18 protein-coding genes and 2 pseudogenes are annotated in these 19,347 nt (G+C 38.5%); 4 read left to right on the top strand and 16 right to left on the bottom strand.

Features of this window, described 5'->3' with window-relative positions:
• Nucleotides 1-49: 49 nt before the first annotated feature.
• Entirely contained in the window at nucleotides 50-472 is a 423-nt protein-coding gene (locus tag NQ508_RS04510; RefSeq protein WP_006428644.1) for a winged helix-turn-helix domain-containing protein, read from the bottom strand.
• A 158-nt stretch (nucleotides 473-630) separates the two neighbouring features.
• On the opposite strand from NQ508_RS04510, the gene NQ508_RS04505 reads away from it, so the two are divergent.
• Nucleotides 631-999: a BlaI/MecI/CopY family transcriptional regulator gene (locus NQ508_RS04505; protein WP_006428645.1), complete on the top strand. Its 369-nt coding sequence runs from the start codon at nucleotides 631-633 to the stop codon at nucleotides 997-999.
• A gap of 18 nt (nucleotides 1,000-1,017) precedes the next feature.
• Nucleotides 1,018-2,817: a BlaR1 family beta-lactam sensor/signal transducer gene (locus NQ508_RS04500; protein WP_080543156.1), complete on the top strand. Its 1,800-nt coding sequence runs from the start codon at nucleotides 1,018-1,020 to the stop codon at nucleotides 2,815-2,817.
• Nucleotides 2,818-2,881: 64 nt separating this feature from the next.
• On the opposite strand, the gene NQ508_RS04495 is transcribed toward NQ508_RS04500, so the two are convergent.
• The 3 genes from NQ508_RS04495 to NQ508_RS04485 all read right to left on the bottom strand — a co-directional run bounded on the left by NQ508_RS04495 (nucleotide 2,882) and on the right by NQ508_RS04485 (nucleotide 6,398).
• Complete coding sequence (locus tag NQ508_RS04495; protein ID WP_006428648.1) at nucleotides 2,882-4,114, bottom strand: DUF6070 family protein; 1,233 nt, start codon at nucleotides 4,112-4,114, stop codon at nucleotides 2,882-2,884.
• Between the two features lie 8 nt (nucleotides 4,115-4,122).
• Complete coding sequence (locus NQ508_RS04490; protein WP_259829099.1) at nucleotides 4,123-5,178, bottom strand: DUF6070 family protein; 1,056 nt, start codon at nucleotides 5,176-5,178, stop codon at nucleotides 4,123-4,125.
• A 380-nt stretch (nucleotides 5,179-5,558) separates the two neighbouring features.
• Nucleotides 5,559-6,398: a DUF2721 domain-containing protein gene (locus tag NQ508_RS04485; protein ID WP_026649394.1), complete on the bottom strand. Its 840-nt coding sequence runs from the start codon at nucleotides 6,396-6,398 to the stop codon at nucleotides 5,559-5,561.
• Nucleotides 6,399-6,502: 104 nt separating this feature from the next.
• Between NQ508_RS04485 and NQ508_RS04480 the strand changes: the two are divergent.
• A pseudogene (locus NQ508_RS04480) lies at nucleotides 6,503-6,769 on the top strand (hypothetical protein); the annotation flags it as partial.
• Between the two features lie 31 nt (nucleotides 6,770-6,800).
• Here the strand turns inward: NQ508_RS04480 and NQ508_RS14240 are convergent.
• From NQ508_RS14240 to NQ508_RS04445, 7 genes and pseudogenes are all read right to left on the bottom strand, one after another.
• Nucleotides 6,801-6,872, bottom strand: a pseudogene (locus NQ508_RS14240) (metal-sensing transcriptional repressor); the annotation flags it as partial.
• Nucleotides 6,873-6,899: 27 nt separating this feature from the next.
• Nucleotides 6,900-7,076, bottom strand: coding sequence for a DUF6070 family protein (locus NQ508_RS04470; RefSeq protein ID WP_172676572.1), 177 nt, complete (start codon nucleotides 7,074-7,076; stop codon nucleotides 6,900-6,902).
• 215 nt (nucleotides 7,077-7,291) lie between these two features.
• Complete coding sequence (locus NQ508_RS04465; RefSeq protein ID WP_006426164.1) at nucleotides 7,292-9,403, bottom strand: penicillin-binding transpeptidase domain-containing protein; 2,112 nt, start codon at nucleotides 9,401-9,403, stop codon at nucleotides 7,292-7,294.
• A 129-nt stretch (nucleotides 9,404-9,532) separates the two neighbouring features.
• A complete protein-coding gene (locus tag NQ508_RS04460) occupies nucleotides 9,533-11,254 on the bottom strand; it encodes a lysozyme family protein (protein WP_006426165.1) in 1,722 nt (573 codons plus the stop codon).
• A 25-nt stretch (nucleotides 11,255-11,279) separates the two neighbouring features.
• On the bottom strand, nucleotides 11,280-11,636 hold the full coding sequence (locus tag NQ508_RS04455) for a DUF6075 family protein (protein ID WP_242654644.1): 357 nt from the start codon (nucleotides 11,634-11,636) through the stop codon (nucleotides 11,280-11,282).
• 140 nt (nucleotides 11,637-11,776) lie between these two features.
• Nucleotides 11,777-14,116 carry a VirB4-like conjugal transfer ATPase, CD1110 family gene (locus NQ508_RS04450; protein WP_006426167.1) on the bottom strand — a complete coding sequence of 780 codons (2,340 nt, stop codon included), beginning with the start codon at nucleotides 14,114-14,116 and terminating at the stop codon, nucleotides 11,777-11,779.
• The gene (locus tag NQ508_RS04445) at nucleotides 14,097-14,489 is read right to left on the bottom strand and encodes a PrgI family protein (RefSeq protein WP_026649386.1); all 393 of its coding nucleotides are present in this window, start codon (nucleotides 14,487-14,489) and stop codon (nucleotides 14,097-14,099) included. Before NQ508_RS04445 ends, NQ508_RS04450 begins: the two co-directional genes overlap by 20 nt.
• An 81-nt stretch (nucleotides 14,490-14,570) precedes the next feature.
• Here NQ508_RS04445 and NQ508_RS04440 point away from each other — a divergent pair, with 81 nt between their 5' ends.
• The gene (locus tag NQ508_RS04440) at nucleotides 14,571-14,951 is read left to right on the top strand and encodes a hypothetical protein (RefSeq protein WP_006426169.1); all 381 of its coding nucleotides are present in this window, start codon (nucleotides 14,571-14,573) and stop codon (nucleotides 14,949-14,951) included.
• Between the two features lie 54 nt (nucleotides 14,952-15,005).
• Here NQ508_RS04440 and NQ508_RS04435 read toward each other — a convergent pair whose 3' ends face one another.
• The 5 genes from NQ508_RS04435 to NQ508_RS04415 all read right to left on the bottom strand — a co-directional run bounded on the left by NQ508_RS04435 (nucleotide 15,006) and on the right by NQ508_RS04415 (nucleotide 19,343).
• Nucleotides 15,006-15,842, bottom strand: a complete 837-nt coding sequence (locus tag NQ508_RS04435) for a VirB6/TrbL-like conjugal transfer protein, CD1112 family (protein ID WP_021740711.1) — start codon at nucleotides 15,840-15,842, stop codon at nucleotides 15,006-15,008.
• An 83-nt stretch (nucleotides 15,843-15,925) separates the two neighbouring features.
• Nucleotides 15,926-16,291, bottom strand: coding sequence for a hypothetical protein (locus tag NQ508_RS04430; RefSeq protein ID WP_006426171.1), 366 nt, complete (start codon nucleotides 16,289-16,291; stop codon nucleotides 15,926-15,928).
• Nucleotides 16,292-16,325: 34 nt separating this feature from the next.
• On the bottom strand, nucleotides 16,326-18,122 hold the full coding sequence (locus NQ508_RS04425; RefSeq protein ID WP_006426172.1) for a VirD4-like conjugal transfer protein, CD1115 family: 1,797 nt from the start codon (nucleotides 18,120-18,122) through the stop codon (nucleotides 16,326-16,328).
• Complete coding sequence (locus NQ508_RS04420) at nucleotides 18,109-18,312, bottom strand: hypothetical protein (protein ID WP_006426173.1); 204 nt, start codon at nucleotides 18,310-18,312, stop codon at nucleotides 18,109-18,111. Before NQ508_RS04420 ends, NQ508_RS04425 begins: the two co-directional genes overlap by 14 nt.
• A gap of 26 nt (nucleotides 18,313-18,338) precedes the next feature.
• Complete coding sequence (locus NQ508_RS04415; RefSeq protein WP_006426174.1) at nucleotides 18,339-19,343, bottom strand: hypothetical protein; 1,005 nt, start codon at nucleotides 19,341-19,343, stop codon at nucleotides 18,339-18,341.
• Between the last annotated feature and the right edge of the window lie 4 nt (nucleotides 19,344-19,347).

Genomic DNA, 19,347 nt, shown 5'->3' with positions numbered 1-19,347 from the left:
TCCTGCTTTTTTTGGTATCTTTACTTATTATGCCCAATTTTATATTCCATCATTTCATCAATTCACCATTAAATTTATATCCCATACCCCATACATTTAAAATGTATCTTGGTTTTGCAGAATCTGGCTCAATCTTTTTTCTGATTCTCCGAATTATGCCCATAACATTATCTTCTGCCCCATAATATGGTTCTTTCCACACCTGTGTATATATTTGTTCCTTTGAAAATATCCGTCCTGGATTTTTTGCCAGCAAATATAATATTTCAAATTCATAATTCGTCAATTGAACCAGCTCACCATTACTTTCTACAGAACGATATTCCGCATTTATTTTTAATGCTCCGTAATCAAGTACCCTATTTTGTTTATCAGGCATCTCAGAGTATTTTTTAGCAGACAGAAAATGTAATAATTCATTTAATTTTTCTTCCTCATTTTCATCAAATGTTACAACAACTACCCTTCCCATTTTTATAAAAACCTTTCACATTTCAAATCTTACAAGTGTAATTTTTATCTATTATTACATCTGTAAGATTTAAAGTCAAGTTTTTATTTCGTTGACAGAATAACCTTTTAAGATATATAATATTTTTATTACATTTGTAAGATTTGGAGGAATATCACATGAGCAATCTGCCTCAAATTTCAGAAGCTGAATTTGAAGTTATGAAAATCGTTTGGAAATACGCACCAATCAGCACCAATGAAATTACTGAAAAATTAACACAAATTTCCAGTTGGAGTCCTAAAACAATTCAGACATTGATTAAACGTCTCGTTTCTAAAAAAGCACTAACCTATGAAAAACAAAGCCGGGTTTTTGTCTATACTCCATTGGTCAAGGAAGACGAATATATTCGGCAGGAAAGTAATTCTTTTTTAAAGCGATATTATAATGATAATATCACTTCTATGCTTGCCTCTTACATTGAGGATGATAAATTGTCTGAAGAAGACATTGCCAGCTTACGGAATCTTCTTTCCAATCATTAACCATGGGAGGAGCATATTTTGATATATTTTAGTTTTCGATTTTTACTCTGTAATGCCATCATTTGTATTTTTTTAGGTAGTTTACTGGGATTAAAAAATTTATTGCAAAGGCAATTATCCGCATGTATGCAATATAATCTTTCGATTATATTTCTTGCCGTTCTAATTGTTCCCTTTTTACCGATAAACTCTGCCCCATCTTCTATATCGTGGAGACATTTGCTGACAGCCAGTTCAAGTACCAATGGTGACATTCAAACCACTTTTCTTTCTGGTAATGGTTATAATTTGGATAAAATAAATGATTTTGCTGTCTCTGTCAGCACCCAAATACCAACTTTTATTCACACATTACTTGTATTTTTCTGGAGTATCGGTATATTCATAATGTTTTTTCTTCTCTACCGCTCAGTAAAACAAGTAAAAGCCTTACATAGTTCTGCTTTACCTCTTCAAAATGAAGAACTAAACGCTCTTTATATAGAATGTTTAAACGAAGTGAACAGCAAGCATACCATTCCGATTTATAGTACAGCATTTTTGAAATCTCCTGTTTTGGCTGGTTTCCTGCATCCTCGCATTTATCTTCCAATTCACTTGATTTCAGATTTTAACGCTGGAACTATAAGCGCAACTGATATTCGCTATATGCTTCTTCATGAACTGCAGCACTACAAGCATAAAGATATTCTAATTGGATATTTGATAAATACAGTAAATGTTTTCTACTGGTTCAATCCCCTAATCTGGTATTTTCTAAAAAGAATACGACAGGAACGGGAACTTGCCTGCGACAGTGCTGTATTACAATTATTGAAAGAAACAGAATACAAGTCATATGGAAATACACTGATTAACTTTGCCGAAACAATAGCTCTGTCTCCATTCCCTCTTACTATGGGAATTAGTGGAAATATAAAACAGTTAAAAGGACGCATTTTAAATATTGCATCATTCCACCAACCTACTTTTAAACAAAAAATTCGTGGATATCTTATATGCATATTCGTCTCTACTATCATCATTGGATGCATTCCCATACTTTCTGCTTATGCTTCTGATCAGACTGGGTATCATTTTGACACAACCGAAAAGAATATTACTCAGCTAAATCTTTCTTCCAATTTTGGGGACTACACTGGAAGTTTTGTTTTATATGATCAGTCTGCTGATAAATGGAATATTTATAATATGGAGCATGCTTCCACACGTGTATCACCGAATTCGACTTATAAAATATATGATGCATTACTTGGCTTGGAATCTGGAATTATTACACCAGAACATTCCACTTTCACATGGAATGGAGAACCATATCCTTTTAATTCATGGGAAGCCGATCAAGATTTAACCTCGGCTATACATAATTCCGTAAACTGGTATTTTCAGGCAATTGATTCACAGGCAGGTTTTGAAGCCGTAAGAACATTTTTACAGACAATAAACTATGGGAATCAGAATACTGGAACAAATCTAAATCTCTATTGGACAGATTTCTCTCTGAAGATATCACCCATAGAACAGGTGGAATTGTTACAGGATTTCTATCAAAATAATTTTCATTTTGACAGTAAAAATATCCAGGCAGTAAAAAAAGCTCTGCTGCTTTCCACTACTTCTTCCGGTTCTCTTTACGGGAAAACAGGAACCGGGCGTGTCAATGGTAAGGATGTCAATGGCTGGTTTATCGGATACATTGAAACATCGAATAATACTTACTACTTCGCAACAAATATTCAATCCTCTTCTGGTGCAACTGGAAGTCAGGCTACCGAAATAACAAAATCTGTACTTTCTAATCTTGGTATTTGGAAATAAATAAAGAGAACTGATAGCATAATTTCCCGTTATCAGTTCTCTTTATTTATTTCTTCTCTACTGATCAATTCTGCAAATTACCTAACCGGTACTGATACCTCGGTATATTATCAATACCATTATCTAAAATCCTGTTTCCAACATACTGAATCGTTCCATCATCCTGAATTTTCATCGTAAGTTCGTGTGTAATAACAACATCATTACATACAACAGAATCACATACTGCATGAATTGTCAAAACAATGGTTCCATCTTCATTGTGCCTGACTTCTGTTACTTCCGGTAAAGACAAGCCAAAATGTGTTGGTGAATAATTACCATATCCCAATCGTTCCCAGATAAACCTATTACTTTGTTCATCGTAGACCGCCCATTCTTTCAATTCTTCTTTTGTAACAGGAAGATATGTCATAATTACATTTTCGAACTCTTCTGCTGGAATTCCCACAACCTCTTTTTCTGCAGTAAATTTTTCTCCATATTTCATTTGATAAAAATATTCATAAAGTCCATTATAATCCAACCCCTGCATATCCTCCGCATTCCAGTTTGAACATAACAGATTGTTTCCTTGATAGCCGAACGTACTCACATATTTTTTTAAATATTCCCGACACTCCTCACTCAAAGGCTTTACCCGGATAATACAACTTCCATCTACAATCTCTGTCACTTCCGGTGGTTCAGGTACGCATAATTCATAACAGAAATTCCCATTTTCAGTATATGCCCATTCTTTTATTTTTGATAGCGATATGTATGTAAGTACAGGCTCTGTATCCTCACTCCAGATCATTTTTGCGGACATCACACTCATTTCTTTTCCATCATAACTATATTCTTTTCTGGTAATTCCACCATCTGTATCTGCTTCATATAAAATTACACTTCCTTTTTCTTCTTGTTCTGCAGATTTTAAAAATTGTTCCATCTTCTGATAATTATCCATAACAGAATAATGATCGGAACCAATAACCGGATTCCCATTTTGTTTGATAATTTCTTTCATCCGATTCATCATTTGCTCAGCAGTGTTCTGATCTGCTTCTTGTATTCCATTATATTCAGAATAAATGTCTCGGACAATGCCCATAATTTCTTCACAATCGTTCACAACTTCCTTTTTCTTGTCTTCATCGATTGGTAGATTATATCCCTTATCCGGATTTTCCATGGTAGTGTTTTTCTGATTCTTCTCATTTTTTACATCTGTGCTGTTTAACGATATCTTACTTTCACAGGAAGTCAGAATCATTCCTATACAAAGTACTAACAAAATACTTTTTCTTTTCATATTGCCCCCTAATTATTACTGTAATTCTCTTCCCACTCTTCTTCTGTTAACCTTGGCATATACCACCCTGCATTTGCATTTTGATCTGAACTGATTACCTTATTTGATAAATACTGGAAACTTCCGTCTTCCATAGGTTTTATCATCAATTCACTGGTGATTGCCTGATCTAACATTCTGATTTCCCATACTGCTTCTATCGTAAGTTTTAATGTTCCATCTTGTAATTTTTCATATGATATAACTTCCGGATATGGCTCATATGGGAATTCACAATCATATAACCCTCGCGGTCTGTATCTAAAAGTTCTATTATCAGAGTTATAAAAAGTTCCTTTTTCAATCTCGCTATTACTAAATGGTAAATAGGTCTTTATAACCTCTTCAAACTCATCTTTTGGAACTTCATATTCTGCTCCACCATAATTTGCTTCATATGGAACTTGCTTTCCATATTTCATATAATACATTTTTTCATAAAGATCATAAAAATCAAGTTCCGTATAATTCTGGTTATCCCAATTTGTAATCAACAGATTATTAAGTGCATACCCCAACGGCATAACATATTTTCGATTCAATTCCCGGCATGTTTTATCTAATGGCTGCACTCTGAATCCAGTTTCACCCGGTGCTCCATCAAATCCCGGTGGGTGATATTCCTCCAGAAACAAGTATCCTTTTTCTGTATATTTCCACTCATATGCTTCATATTCATCATAATAATTAGCCTGTGGGCTATTATCCTTCCATTTAACCTGACATAATCGAACATTTATCTTTCCATTCATTGACTCTAAATGATATTGTATAATTTCCCCTTCATCAAATACAACAACAATATCTACTGCTGCCTGTTCTGCTTTCTCCGCTGCTTTGCAAAATTCTTCTACTTTTTCACGATTGACCATATCAATCTGATTATCACAATCTACTGCCGCATATCCTTTTTTTTCCAGACAATTGATAATTTTTCTTTTCACCTTTAATGTATTTAACTCCGACTTCTCCTTCATATAAACAGACCGAAAAGTTTGCGCTGTTTTTTTTACTTCTGCATTCATTTCAGATTCTACGGTTTCTTTCTTTTCTTCTTTTTCCGTAATTCGATTTTGTCCGCACCCTGTAAAAACAATAAGAACTATCAATATCATCGCAAATATCTTACATATGTAATAATTCCACATAAAAATTTTTTTATTCTTCAAAATACTCATCCAATATTGTTGCATCTTTTTTAACAACATAACCACTTCCACCGATTCCTTTCTTCTAATTTTTTTGTTCCTTAAATCTTACGCTTGTAATATTTAAAAATCAAGTCTATTTTCAGGAATTGTATACTCCAGATTCACCATCTTTATGTGCGATATATCCTATTTTATTACCATCCTCTATATCTTCTCCATTTTTGTTACCCTGTCATTTTAAAGAACATCCTTACTTACACTGTTACATATTTTTCCGCTTCTTCTTTGCACTTCAACGTATTTCCATGCCCAATTACATATTCCATACATTCTTTTCCCTGCTCTTCTTTTCCGATTCGGTAGTAACATACTCCCAGCAGGAATCTGCGTGTAACCTCATAATAAGGCAACTTTTCCGTATCATTTTCCAGTAATCTTACTGCTGCCTCATCTTCACCTTTCAGCATCAAATTTTTTGCCATAAACAGTGGATTCTTTTGAAATACTTTCCCTGCTTTTTCTAATGTAGCCGAATAACCTGCCGCATCTTTCTCCTGATATTTCTTCGACAGTTCGAGATTCGTCATGACCTGCTGCCAGGAACGTCCCTCTCTTTTTCCTTCCCATTCATTCTTTATATACTCTTCTGCCTTCTGCAACTGCCCATTTATGATCAGTGCAACTACATATTTAGACTCAGCTATCAGCATGACACTTTTTTGAAATCCATGATAATCCAAGCTCTTTCCGTACTTTATCAACTCTTCCAGCATTTCTGAATATTTTTCTGCATCACATTGCTGTGACAGAATCCGGTCAATTTTTGAAAAATCTCTGAGAATGTCCCTGATTAAAATGAATATACCTGCAATCAGATCAACCACCACGCAAATCCACAGAAGCCAGGGATCTGTCGTGACCCAGCCCGGCTGCTTCACATCGAAAAAGAGTACTGTCTCCTGATGCGGGAACGGATTTCCTTTGAAAATACTCACCACACAGATCAATGCTGCATAAATCAACAGCACATTCCGTATCATCCTGATGCGTCCATTTTTCTGCTTTTCATAAATCTTTTTTATCTGCTCTTCCATTTTCTCTACCTCGCTGTCACACTATTTTTGTACCTACAACATAATTATACATAATTTCTGCTGTTATTGAAATCTTCTCTTGCTGTCTCCTGCTTTCCGGGAGTATAAGCTGCCAGCAGAGTTTTATGGCACTCGGACAGGCAAAGATCAGTCTGCTTCTTGCATGCCTGCGAAAACTGATCCTGCTGATCCCTCTGATCTTTATCCTGCCGCTCTTTTTATCTGATAAGGTATTTGCAGTTTTCCTTGCAGAACCAGTCAGTGATATCCTGGCGGCTGCCATTACAACCATAACCTTCTTAAGCCGCTTTAATGGAATATTGAACCAGAAAGACCTCGCCTGCTGCAAAATTTTCACCAATACAGACTGATGCAATTAATGCCAGTGATACCAGTACATCTGATTGCCTGAACCTGTCCGATTATTTTCTTCAGTCTTCGGTGCAGATTATCTGCATCCATACATTGTCTCATCTTCCCATCTCCTTATCACCAGAAATATTAATATTGTAGCGAATCTCTGTTCGGTTGTACAATATCTACTGTTGCCTGTTCTTCTTTCTCCGCTGCCTTGCAAAATTCTTCTACTTTTTCACGATTGACCATATCGATCTGATTATCACAATCTACTGCCGCATATCCTTTTTCTTCCAGACAATTGATAATTTTTCTTTTCACCTTTAATGTATTTAACTCCGACTTCTCCTTCATATAAACAGACCGAAAAGTTTGCACTGTTTTTTTTTACTTCTGCATTCATTTCAGATTCTACGGTTTCTTTCTTTTCTTCTTTTTCCGTAATTCGATTTTGTCCGCACCCTGTAAAAACAATAAGAACTATCAATATCATCGCAAATTTCTTACATATGTAATAATTCCCCGTAAAAATTTTTTTATTTTTCAAAATATTCCTCCAATACGGTTGCATCCTTTTTAACAACATAACCACTTCCACCGATTCCTTTCACATTATCAACCATACTGATAAGAAGAATTGGTTTGTCCACGCTTTTATCTGCCGTAAACACCGAAAACCACCCGATTTCTTTGCCAGAAGTATCTTCTTTCGTTGCCTTCAACTCGGCTGTCCCTGTTTTTCCAGCCAGCAAAATATCGTCACGATGTGCAGCATATCCGGTTCCTTCCGGATCATTTACAACACCTTCCACCCCTTGCATAATTTCTTCTACATTTTCTTTGCTAAACGCATTTTCTATCCATGTTTCACCAGATGCTTCTTCTTTGTATTTCAAATACGGTTTTATCATATTCCCTTCATTTAAAAATGAAGTATAAATACTTGCCAGATGTAATGGATTTACAAGAATCTGCCCTTGCCCATAACCACTATCTGCCAATTGTATTTCTGTTTCTATTTTATCTGTATTGGAATATGTTGATTCCTGCATCGCAATCTCAAACGGCATATTCTGATTAAATCCTATTTCATTTAAAGTATTCATGAAATTCTCACTACCAATTTTAAGAGCTGCCTTTGCAAAATAAATATTATCAGAATAGATAATTGCATTTTTCATAATAACCGGTTCATATTCATGAAGTGTTGTCACTTGATAAGATCCCCAAGACGAATCTTTCTGCCATGCCAAACCTTCATTTCCAAAATCTTCTTTTGGATCTATGCTTCCCGTTTTCAACCCAATTCCTGCCACAACTGGTTTAAATGTTGAGCCAGGACACCATACTTGACGAAAACGATTATATAATGGCTTCTTTTCATCTTCGTTTAATGATGTCCATTTCTCTGATGATAAGCCCCGTATAAATTCATTATTATCATAAGATGGGGTACTTACCAAAGCCAATACTTCTCCCGTATAAGGATTCATTGCGACAGAACACCCCGGATCTTCTTTAAACTGCTCGTATAATGATTTTTGCAAATCGGAATCTATCGTTAATCTTATATCCATACCATCTTCTTTAAAAATACTTGCAAGAACCTCTTTTACTTCCCCATCACTATCCAAAATCTTTATATCACAACCATCTTTTCCTTTTAATTGCTTTTCGTATAACTTTTCCACCCCAGATCTTCCGATTACACTTTCAGCTGAATATCCTTCCCCTGGATGATTTTCCAAATCTTCTGCTGTTACAGACTGTACATAACCAATTAAATGAGCTGCTGCTTCCCCTAACTCATAGGTTCTAACTTCCACATCTGATAGCATAACCCCTGGAATTTCCAAAAGTTTATTCTGACAATCCTGCTCCTCAAGTGTCTTTTCTTCTGGCTGTATTTTCATTAAATCTATTTCTTCTACTTTCGGAATAGTTTCAATTGGTACAAAAGAATCTTCTTTTACCCACTTTGCTGTGAGTTTGTTATTTATTGTTTCTACATCTATCTCTAATAACTCCGCTATTTTTTCAATAGATACATTCCTGTCTTCCAGCTTTCCCGGTATAATGCCAACTGATGTTGCTACTCCTTTTCCTGCAAGCATTTTACCATCTCGGTCTAATATTTCTCCTCTCTCCGCTTTTGATGTAGTAACACTTATTTTATCATCACTCTCTAAATCTGGAAAAATCAGGCTATCCTGCCATACTAATTTATATCCCTGTTTCGTCTTCTTCAGTTCCGCCATATTGTCAAATTGTATCGTTCCGGCAATTGTATTACATGATGTTTCATACGAAAGCGTAACTGTATCTGCTTTTTTCTCTTTCACAGCTATATGACTGATTTTAATGTCACTGACCTCTATTCCTTCGTATATCTTAGAATTTCGTTGTATGTACTCTTCTTTTGTCAGATAAACTTTTTCATCTGAATCTATCATAGTGTACATTACTTCATATTCCTTTTTTTCAATATGGTTCATATATTCCATAAGTGTATTTTCTGGTGATTCCGTTATAGTCCTTTTTAATAAAATACCTCCTGAAACAGCAATTACTGTTATAGCTACTATCAGCCCAAAAATCTTACAAATGTAAGATTTTTGGATATTTTGCTTTTTTCGTCTTCTTTTCATAGATATTCCTTTCTTCTAATTTTTTTGTTTCTTAAATCTTACGCTTGTAATATTTGAAAGTCAAGTCTATTTTCAGGAATTGTATACTCCAGATTCACCATTAGACTATCACACTTTTTCTCCTGCCTTTTAATATGCCGGAACACCATATCCATAAATATTACTACTTCCGATACTGTAACTTCGTCTTGCCACTTTATCTCCACTGTTACCTTCTATGGTATTGACGGTTCCACCACTGACACTCTCTACAATTCCAACATGGTCAATCGTTCCATTATTCCCCCAGTCAAAGAAAATAATATCTCCTACCGCCGGGGTATAACTTGCGTCCCGGAACCTGCCTTTACTTTCAAACCATTTCACACCGTCCGAACAAAGAGAGAATTTTGGAATAGCTCCACTCTGGATATAACCACTCTGGTCTGCACACCATGACACAAAGCAGGCACACCACTCTACTCGGCTTCCAAATCCATACCAACTCCAGTAGGTTGTTCCGCCTTTTCCTTCCTGAGATGCTGCTACCTGAACGATTGCCTGATTACCGATGCCTGTCGGGATTCTTCCAAATGCATAATACTGAAGCACATGCGGCACATACTGCTTATCTCCATAACTGCTCCACCCCATTCTCTGTGCCATCATATCGGAAAATTCTGCTGCATTTGCAAGGGTATATCCACCTCTGGCTTTCGCCCATTCCAGATATCCATTTCCATAATTGTAACTTTGCAATGCCAGTTTAATATTTTCCATATCCAGAGAATTTTTTACTCCTGCACGTTCCAGACAACTTTTTATTTCTTGCACACCACAGGAAATCGAATACTCTGGATCCGTGATTCCATTCGGCTGTCTGGGATACTTTGTATTAAAGCTCCCTTCTGAACACTGCATCGGATCAAGTCCTCTCCCACCGGATTCCTGCATCATAATCGCTTTGATCAGTTCCACATATTCTCCAATACCATATTGATTTGCATACTGACGGATTAGTGGTTCGTATGCTTCTACTTCTGCACTGACAGAAGAAACTGTACTGGAATTATCCCCGCCTGTCATGCAAAGAAATCCACCAAATAAAATGACGATAATCAATATCACCACTGCAATCCAACCGCCTGCGGTCAATCCACTTAACAATGCTTTTGTAGCTTCCATCAACGCTTTTATCGCATGTGTTACCGCTTTTGCTGTCTTTTTCACTGCAATTGTGGTATCTCGTGCTGTCTGTCTTGCTGTCTGCACTGCTTTTTCTGCCTTTTTCATGGAATAATGCATTGCCTGGACAGAAGCATTTGCTGTCTGCTCCGATGTTTTGATACTGGTCCTTGCTGTTTGTTCTGCAGTCTTGACCGCTTTCCCAGAAGTCTTAATGGTACCTTTTCCGGTATTCTTTACTACCTGTTCCGATGCTCTACCGGTCTTGATGGTTCTTTTATCCCGTTCAATGGTCTTGATTTTTTTGACAGCAAGTTCTTTCCCCTGCTCCTGTGCCTTTTCTTCGCCTAAAGGCGGTACTGGTCGTATTTGTTCTTTCGGTTGGTAAACTGTTTCTTCGCCTGCCGAAGAAACAGAAGCTTTCTCTTTCTTCCGTTCAATAAGCTTTTCTGCCTGTCTGCGTACCTGATGCCCTGTTTCGTGAAAGATGCGGTCAGCATACTTGCTGGTCGCATCTTCTGCATAACCTACCGGATTATTCTCTCTATCACTAGATTTCTCCATCGATTGCATGATATTTTCTTTTGTTCTGACATAGGACTGCTTGATATGGTCTGTCACTATAACTGTCTTATCTAATACTTTAATATCCTTATGGACTTGGCGTGTTTTTATCTTACGATCCATCGCTTTTCTCCATTTGAATCTTTATCTAGCGTTCATGATTAGTTTCTTTTTTGCTCACCTGTGGCAAGTCCCGACAGTATTCCGGGTACTTTATGCGGATTGCTTCATAGAAATATGGTGCATAACCGCAATCGAACATCTCATATGGAGTAGACAGACTTTCTTCTCCCTTCTCCACATATCCATTCCACAAGTTGAAAGCCAGTCTGGTCAATCGTGCCGAACCGCCTGTCTGCCACCCTTCATGCAATGCTTCTGGTTTAATCAAACGCTCTTTAAAATCAAACATGCGATCAACATGATTTCTGGTATCTTTAGAAATTCCCACACAATAGAAAAATGAACTGTAATAACTGTCGTGCTTTCCGCATTTTGCTAACATCTAATAAAAAAACTTTTCGTGTTCCTTTGATGAAAATCTGATTTCTGACATAGTTGCCTCCTTTTCCGGCACTAAAAAAACGCCACAAATTGTGACGATTTCCAGTGCGTTGCTTTTCATTATTCAAAATATTTTTAGTTTTACATTCTTCCCCGGTTGATACTGTCCTCTCCCGGCTTTGTGGTCATCAGTTTATACAACCTTGTATTGGTTGGAAATCTATTGACGAACGGTACAAGCGAACTTCCGTATTTCACCAAACCACAACCGGCATCTGCATTTGTGATATATCCCATCTGTTCTGTGGAGATATTTAGTAGTGTTGCCAGTTTTGCTCTGTCCGGCTCTGCCTGATTAAGCATCACGATATACTCACTGTTTGAAATCATCGTACTTGCAAGAACAGAATCTAACAGATATTCCACGTTCTGTGTGATTGCTGTCGGGAATGCATTACGCTTACGAAATCTTCGCCATGCAGAGTTAAAAAATGCTCCGGAATACTCATTTTCAAATACTACATGAAACTCGTCTAAAAAAATATGGGTTCGCTTTCCCTGTTTCCAGTTCTCCGTTACCCGGTTCAACATTGCATCAGTGATTACCAGAAGTCCCATGGTCTTTAACTGTTTTCCTAAATCCAGAATGTCGTATACCATGATACGGTTATTCACATCAACATTACTTTCATGTGCAAATGCGTCCAGACTTCCATTGGTAAATAATTCTGATACCAGTGCCAAATCCTGTGCTTCCGGTTCTTCCTGTTCTAAAAATTTTTCACGCAACACCCGCAAAGTCGGCACTGCTCCGCCATGCTGATATTCCTCATAAACTTCTCCCACACATCGGTCAATAATGGAACGTTCCTTTGCATTGATTCCTTTTTTATCCAACTGTTCAAACAGAGATAAAATAAACTGTGACTTCTCAATCACTGGATCACCGCCATCTCCATATCCGTCTACCATATCCATTGCATTGATATGGTCCCGGCTTCCTGCAGCAATGCGAACCACTTCTCCGCCCATTGCTTCAACTAATGATGCATACTCTCGCTCTGGATCACAAATCAGGATATCGTCCTGCGTTGCCAGTGCCAGGAATACAATCTGCATTTTTGCATTAAAGGATTTTCCACTTCCCGGCACACCCAAAAGGAATGAGTTTGGATTCAACAGTTTTTCTTTATTACACATGATTAAGTTATGGGAGATTGCATTTTCTCCACAATAGATACCTCCTGCGTCCATAATCTCCTGCACCCGGAATGGCATCAACACTGCTACACTCTCCGAAGTCAGTGTGCGGACTGCCGGAATCTTCCGGTGTCCGATGGGTAGTGCTGTATTCAGTCCGTCCATCTGCTGAAATTTCAGAACAGAAAACTGGCATAACTTTTTCCGTCCGATTGTCAGAAGTGTTTCCGTATCTGCATCAAGCTGTTTTTTCGATTCTGCCGTATGCACCATAGTCAGTATACCGAACATCATACGCTGGTCACGTGTGGTTAAATCGTCCATGAACTCTTTACTTTCTTTTCTCTGCTGTTCCAAATCATAAGGAATCACTGCGGAAAAGTTATTGTTGGCATTCTGCCGTCTCTGCCAGTTCGTGATATTTGTCTCCACACCAAGCAGACGTTTTTCCACTTCCTGTACTGCTTCATCAGTCGGAACCGGAATCACATCAATGCTCAACATCAGATTTCGATTCATGTCGGTCAGTTCTGCTATCATATCGTCTTTGATGTAAGAAGCATACTCACGAAGAAAAAGTACTCTTCCATAACGATCTCCCATGCGGAAATAATCTTTTTCAAATTCAAAGGTATCCGGACAGATATAATCTTTAAAGCTGTGTCCTTTTCTCATATTCTCCTGAATATCAAAATGGAAACCAGATTCTTCTCCTGTACGGTAAAAATCATGCAGAATCCGTAACTTATCTTCTCCATTTACCTCTGCACATTTGGAACCCAATCTTGCAAAATGACTGTTCAGCTCTGTTGTCACTCGTGCAAAATACGTTCTGGCTTCTTCGATTGTTTTCTTATAGCAGGATACTGTCACATATTTTTCCTGCACCATGCTGTTGGAACTGGTTGCCTTATCTAAAAGCATATTGTTGTACTCTTTCCGATATAAATCCAGTCCGTCCTCCTGCATCGGAATCAGAATTGCTTTTTCAAAATCCACCTTATTCAAGCGGCGATTATTGATCGTTATTTTTGTTGTTCCACCGCAATCGAAAGAATTTAATAAATCCATATATTCCAGGAACATGGTTTCCTTATCTACTTTGCTTGCCACCGCATAGTTGATATCCGTAAATTTATAAGTACGTGCAAATTTATTTCTCCCGATTTTAAATATCCCATCAGACCAGATAGTCTCGATGGGAATTACCTGCTGTACGCTTCTTGGAATTACAAATTTTTCTTTATCCTGCTTGAAAATATTACTCAGCGTTTTTATCATTCTTCTTGCGTCCCTCCTTCTTCAGACTTTCTTTCTCATATTTTTTAATGATTGGTTCTACCGCATCAAAATAAAGATTTTCTGACCGGAACACCAGTTTTTTCGGCATCAGGATTTCTGATTTTATCCATGCCCAGATAAACTGCTCCGCTGTCATTCCATGATATTTTACAAACCCGAACACTACACATGGGGCAGCTCCCAGTACACAAATCCAACTCACTGTTTCCATACTCATGTATGGGTGAAGCAAAAAATAAAGCCCAACGGCAATCCCGCAGGCTAATCCTGAAAAGATAAACTGTCTCAGGGACAATCCGAAAAAGATTGCCTCTGTGTAATCCCTGATTTCCTTGTTAATTTTTACTTCCAAAACGATACACCTCCAAATCGCACATTTGTTATATTTTTCCTGTTCTGTTACACTTTGGGTAAATGAAAGGGGGACTGACCTATGCCAATCACTGTTATGATTTCACTTGTTGTTACCGTTGCTCTATTCCTGATTTCTCTGCTGTTTCGGATTGCTGCCAGATTAAATCTGACCTTACCGCTGTTATACTTCCTTGCTGTTTCCACGATTCTGAATCCATGGGCAGCAAGCCATGAGAAACTAGCATTTGCAATCCTCTATCTGCTGACTGCCTTTTCTGTTCTTAGCTGGATTTCTGCTCTGCGACGCAAGTGGCAGGAACATCAATACTACAAAGCTATGAAAGACGATATGTCCTTCCAGATTTCTCGTGCCAGACAAAGAGGGATTCCATTAGATTCTGTTCATTTCGATTCTCAGGGAAATATGAGATATAATGACAGCAAAGACATTGTAGAATAGGCTCATAACATACAACAGGGTATGTACGGTTTCTTACCATACATACTCTGTTTTTTATAATCCCATCATTTCCCTCACTACCCTGTCTGACATCTTCACCGCACCGACCAGTACAAGCATATTGAAAATCAACTCTCCAATATAGCTCCACACCATAGTGACTACTGCTGCATCTGGATTGACAACTGGCGGTGATGATGCAAACAATGAAAATATAATGCAGGCAAGTACCACGATTGCTCCCTCCAGACACACTGCTGCGTATGACTTCAAAAAACTTCTTCCGATATTCTGACTCGGCTCTCCTGCAAATGAAGATAATGGAATCGGTGCAATCGCTGTGTAAAGATACAATCGAAAAAATCTTCCATATACACTCATAATCATAATGAAGCTCAGAACTGTAATAAAAAGTCCACCGATCAACGTCACCGCCCATAGAGGAATACTTTCAAAAAATCCACAATCTTCTACCGCTTCTATGATTTCGTCCGGTAAAACGGTATCTTCCGTACTTCCAAATCCTGCGGTCTGCATAATCGTACTGGTCACTCCTTGTATGATATTGAATAATGCCATCATCAGCTCCAGTCCATACGTGACTACGCCTTTTGTAATCGCAAAACGGATAAAAATTTTCAATGCATGTTCCGGTCTTTTTACCTCTGTAAAACTTCCACAAGTCTTGACCACTCCGACTACAAAGAAAAGCACTAACAAAGCATAGCCGATTGCCTGCAATGCTCCATGGATCTGCACAATCACCTGCCAGATACCGCCACCCTTAAAGGTTTCCGGTGACTGTGTGAGTATCTGCCAGATTTCTGCAAGTTTGCTGTTCCAGGTATCCAAGGCATTTTGCAAGTTCTGTACTACCCAGTTATCTGACACCTTCTAAACACCTCCTGTCTTAGCCTGGGCGGTGCGATTCCTTTCGGACCTGCACCGTCCCGTTTCCTTATTTCCTATTCTTCTTAACCTGTAATCAGATTCAGGATTTCTTTTGCAAATGTAATAATAACACCGCCTGCAAGTGTCAGGAATCCATTCGCTCTCTGGCTTGGATCATGAGATTTCAGTGATAAACCGACCTGCACAATTCCAAATCCCAACAAAATCATTCCGATGGCACGAATCAGTCCAAAGATAAACGTGGACAGATTATTGATAACGGTCAGTGGATCGTCTGCCGCAAATACGGTACTTGCTCCTGCTGTCATAATCAGTACCATTGCAATATACACTGCCATGGCACGTTTCATTTTTGCTGTCATTGGCAGCTTCTTCGTTGATTTTGTTGTTTCTTTCTTCTCCTGCTTCTTTCGCATATCTAACTTCATTTTTTTGATAGCCTCCTATATATTTTTCTTGGATTTACTGATATTTCTGAATGATTTCTTCCAGATCTTCATCGGATAATAATTCATAATCTTCCACTTCCAGAGAATCATCTGTGAACTCGCCTTCCAAGCTGTCTCCCAGTGAAATACTTGCCACTGCCCGGTCAACTGCTCCATGCAGATATGGTTTTCCGTTTCCGTCAGTTGTAAGTCCCACATTGGGGTGCTTTAAAATATCAAATTTCTCGTCTAAAATTGGTCTTTCTCCACGAATAAAAAGAATCGCATATCGGTTATCCAACATGCGAACTTCATCGGGTGTCATCAGCTCCCGCCCTGTATTCTGATAATTGGTGGAATAGTTCCCGGAATGTCCCGTTGACTTTCCATAGGTGTTCGTGTCAATCGTTGCCTTGCCAAGAAGTTCGCTGACATATTTATGTGTTCCCTGCTCATTGCCGCCTAAATATAAAAATTCATCACAATTTCCCATAATGCTTTCCCACTGCTTCTCAAACAATGCTTTTAACTGCGCCAGATTCTGCAAAATAATACTGACTGACACTTCCCTGGAACGCATCACAGACAGAATCTTATCGAAGTCATCAGGCAGTGAAACATTTGCAAATTCGTCCATGAGGAAATGCACATGAACCGGAAGTCTCCCGCCGTATTTATGGTCTGCCAGATAGAACAACTGCTGAAATAACTGGGTATACAAAATTGACACCAGAAAGTTGTAACTGGTGTCGTTGTCCGGGATTAACGCAAATAAAGCCACTTTTCGCTCTCCCAGTGATGGCAGGTCTAAATCGTCCGTTGCGGTCAGTGCTGCCAGACTGGATAAGTTAAATTTTTCAAGTCTTGCTGCTAATGTGATTTGAATGGATTTTAATGTCTTGGCACTACCAGAGTGATAATCTTTGTAATACTTTACTGCGATATGTTCCGGGTTCTTCATTTCCAACCGCTCAAACAATTCATCAAGCGGTGACTGGTACTGGTCATCGTCCTCTCTGACTTCTCCGGCACGTAACATTTCCATTACCATCGGGAAATTCTGTTCTTCTTCCGGTGCTTCATATCTCAGATAGAAAATCAGTGCCAACAACAGCATAGAAGCTGCGGTATCCCAGAATGGATCGTTAGACTGACTGCCTTTTGGTGTAGTCGCTTTGAACAGGTTCGTTACCAGTCTCTGCACATCGTTATCGTCCTTCAGATATACAAACGGGTTATAGCAATGGCTCTTTTCCATATTTATCAGGTCAAGCACTCTTACTTCATAACCTTTTTCTTCCAGAAGATACCCGGTATCTCTCAGATTTTCCCCTTTGGGATCTAAAACCACAAAAGAAGTATTCGCCTGCATCAGATTCGGTTTTGCAAAAAATCTGGTCTTTCCTGAACCGGAACCACCAATCACAACTGTCAATACATTTCGCAAATGTTTCCGCATATTGTAGCTGATTCGTACATGCATGGTCAGCAACTTATTTTTTGTAAATCGCTTCTCCCTGTATCTGCGATTGATTTTCTTCACATTCCCCCATTTTGCAGACCCATGTTCTTCACCTCGTCGGTAATGTTTCTTGGTAGAAATATAAATCCCGATTCCCATGCCGTAAGACAGCAAAAAAATAAGGACAGTTTTTACACTGTCCCCACATAACCGAATGGAAAACGGATGGTTCATTGCTTCCGGGACTCCATCCAGAATCCCCATAAGACCAGACGAAAGATAAGGTGCGACAAGTAACGCAAACCAGATAACCGGGATAATTCCAATTACCGCCACCATCAGACTGCTCTGCTCATCATCGTTCTTCATGGCTTCTGCGTCCTCGCTTTTCCTTCTCCGACGGTACTTCGATTTTCTCAATGACTTTCATTAAAACATCATCGACAAGCTCCGTATCTTTTCCCTCTTTCAGCATCTGATTCCGCTTGTCCTTTAGGGAATGGAACACTACGCCACTCTCATATTTATCCAGTTCTAACGTAATCGTATCACTGCTCATTTTGCATTCTCCTTTCCCAAATTTTTCTAGCGTGCTTCTTTCCTATGCTGTCCTCTGGATTTCGGTTCCTTTTTTTCTGGCTCTGGATTTTCTTTCTTGGCTTTCTCATTTTCAGGACTGTCTTGTTCTGGTCTTTCAGTCTCTGACTGTCGGTAAGTTGCATTTCGATTCTGATCCAGTACCTTTGCCATTCTTGCAGAAATTGCATTCGCTGCATCTCTGGCTCTGGAAAGTTCCGCCCGCACTTCCTGAGTCTCCATTTTTTCAAAGAACTCTGGTGCATGTGAAAAATCATATCGACTGGTATCTATTCCATATTTTTTACACAACATATAAGACGCACACGATACATGAAATGCATCTTCATTTTTATCATAGTGCGGATTCCCATCCGCATATCCGGCAAATACCAATTCCGGCACAAGACTCTTAAAAATCTCCTGTGCACTCATCCCTTTTCTTACATAAATGCAGCCTTCTTCTGGTTTGAAAAATGCTCCTTTTTCATCCGGCATCTGTTCTGGTTCTGCTGCAACAATATTTACCGGAGGGGTACTGACTAACGCCCGGATTAAATCATGTTCTTCATATTCTGACTTTTGAATTGTAGTATCGGACATTGTTGTCTGAGAAATATCATATAGCTTTTTCGCATTATAATAATTTCCAACTGTACCATCTTCACGCTTATATGTTTTTCCCGGTTCTAAAATCAGAACTGGATTCTGTCGTTCCATACGTTTTAAATAAAATCCATGATCTCTCCAGTATCCATAGTCACCTAATTTCTGTGCATCTGGTCTTTGTGCCAGAATCAGAAGTGCATTATTGGTAGTATAACGATCAAAGGTACTCTGTACATCCAGATACTTCTGCAGCATTTTCCCATCCGTTGCCACTTGTGCGGTTACCTGCTCTGACAACTCATAGCAGCGATTCCTGTTATTTTTGCTTTCCGCAATAAATGCCTGTACCTTTTCATCCTGTGGTACAGCCGATGCATTTAATAAAGAATCAAAACTATTATCCATAAAA

Origin of the sequence: Dorea longicatena, from assembly GCF_025150085.1 — a bacterium.
In the GTDB taxonomy this organism is placed as follows: Bacteria; Bacillota; Clostridia; order Lachnospirales; family Lachnospiraceae; genus Dorea_A; species Dorea_A longicatena.
This window is presented reverse-complemented; position numbering and strand designations above follow the sequence as displayed.

What these genes read in the sequence shown, in the direction of transcription:
- NQ508_RS04510 (WP_006428644.1), bottom strand. Translation starts at nt 472, where the DNA reads ATGGGAAGGGTAGTTGTTGTAACATTTGATGAAAATGAGGAAGAAAAA.
- NQ508_RS04505 (WP_006428645.1), top strand. Translation starts at nt 631, where the DNA reads ATGAGCAATCTGCCTCAAATTTCAGAAGCTGAATTTGAAGTTATGAAA.
- NQ508_RS04495 (WP_006428648.1), bottom strand. Translation starts at nt 4,114, where the DNA reads ATGAAAAGAAAAAGTATTTTGTTAGTACTTTGTATAGGAATGATTCTG.
- NQ508_RS04490 (WP_259829099.1), bottom strand. Translation starts at nt 5,178, where the DNA reads ATGAATGCAGAAGTAAAAAAAACAGCGCAAACTTTTCGGTCTGTTTAT.
- NQ508_RS04485 (WP_026649394.1), bottom strand. Translation starts at nt 6,398, where the DNA reads ATGGAAGAGCAGATAAAAAAGATTTATGAAAAGCAGAAAAATGGACGC.
- NQ508_RS04465 (WP_006426164.1), bottom strand. Translation starts at nt 9,403, where the DNA reads ATGAAAAGAAGACGAAAAAAGCAAAATATCCAAAAATCTTACATTTGT.
- NQ508_RS04460 (WP_006426165.1), bottom strand. Translation starts at nt 11,254, where the DNA reads ATGGATCGTAAGATAAAAACACGCCAAGTCCATAAGGATATTAAAGTA.
- NQ508_RS04455 (WP_242654644.1), bottom strand. Translation starts at nt 11,636, where the DNA reads ATGTTAGCAAAATGCGGAAAGCACGACAGTTATTACAGTTCATTTTTC.
- NQ508_RS04450 (WP_006426167.1), bottom strand. Translation starts at nt 14,116, where the DNA reads ATGATAAAAACGCTGAGTAATATTTTCAAGCAGGATAAAGAAAAATTT.
- NQ508_RS04440 (WP_006426169.1), top strand. Translation starts at nt 14,571, where the DNA reads ATGCCAATCACTGTTATGATTTCACTTGTTGTTACCGTTGCTCTATTC.
- NQ508_RS04430 (WP_006426171.1), bottom strand. Translation starts at nt 16,291, where the DNA reads ATGAAGTTAGATATGCGAAAGAAGCAGGAGAAGAAAGAAACAACAAAA.
- NQ508_RS04425 (WP_006426172.1), bottom strand. Translation starts at nt 18,122, where the DNA reads ATGAAGAACGATGATGAGCAGAGCAGTCTGATGGTGGCGGTAATTGGA.
- NQ508_RS04420 (WP_006426173.1), bottom strand. Translation starts at nt 18,312, where the DNA reads ATGAGCAGTGATACGATTACGTTAGAACTGGATAAATATGAGAGTGGC.
- NQ508_RS04415 (WP_006426174.1), bottom strand. Translation starts at nt 19,343, where the DNA reads ATGGATAATAGTTTTGATTCTTTATTAAATGCATCGGCTGTACCACAG.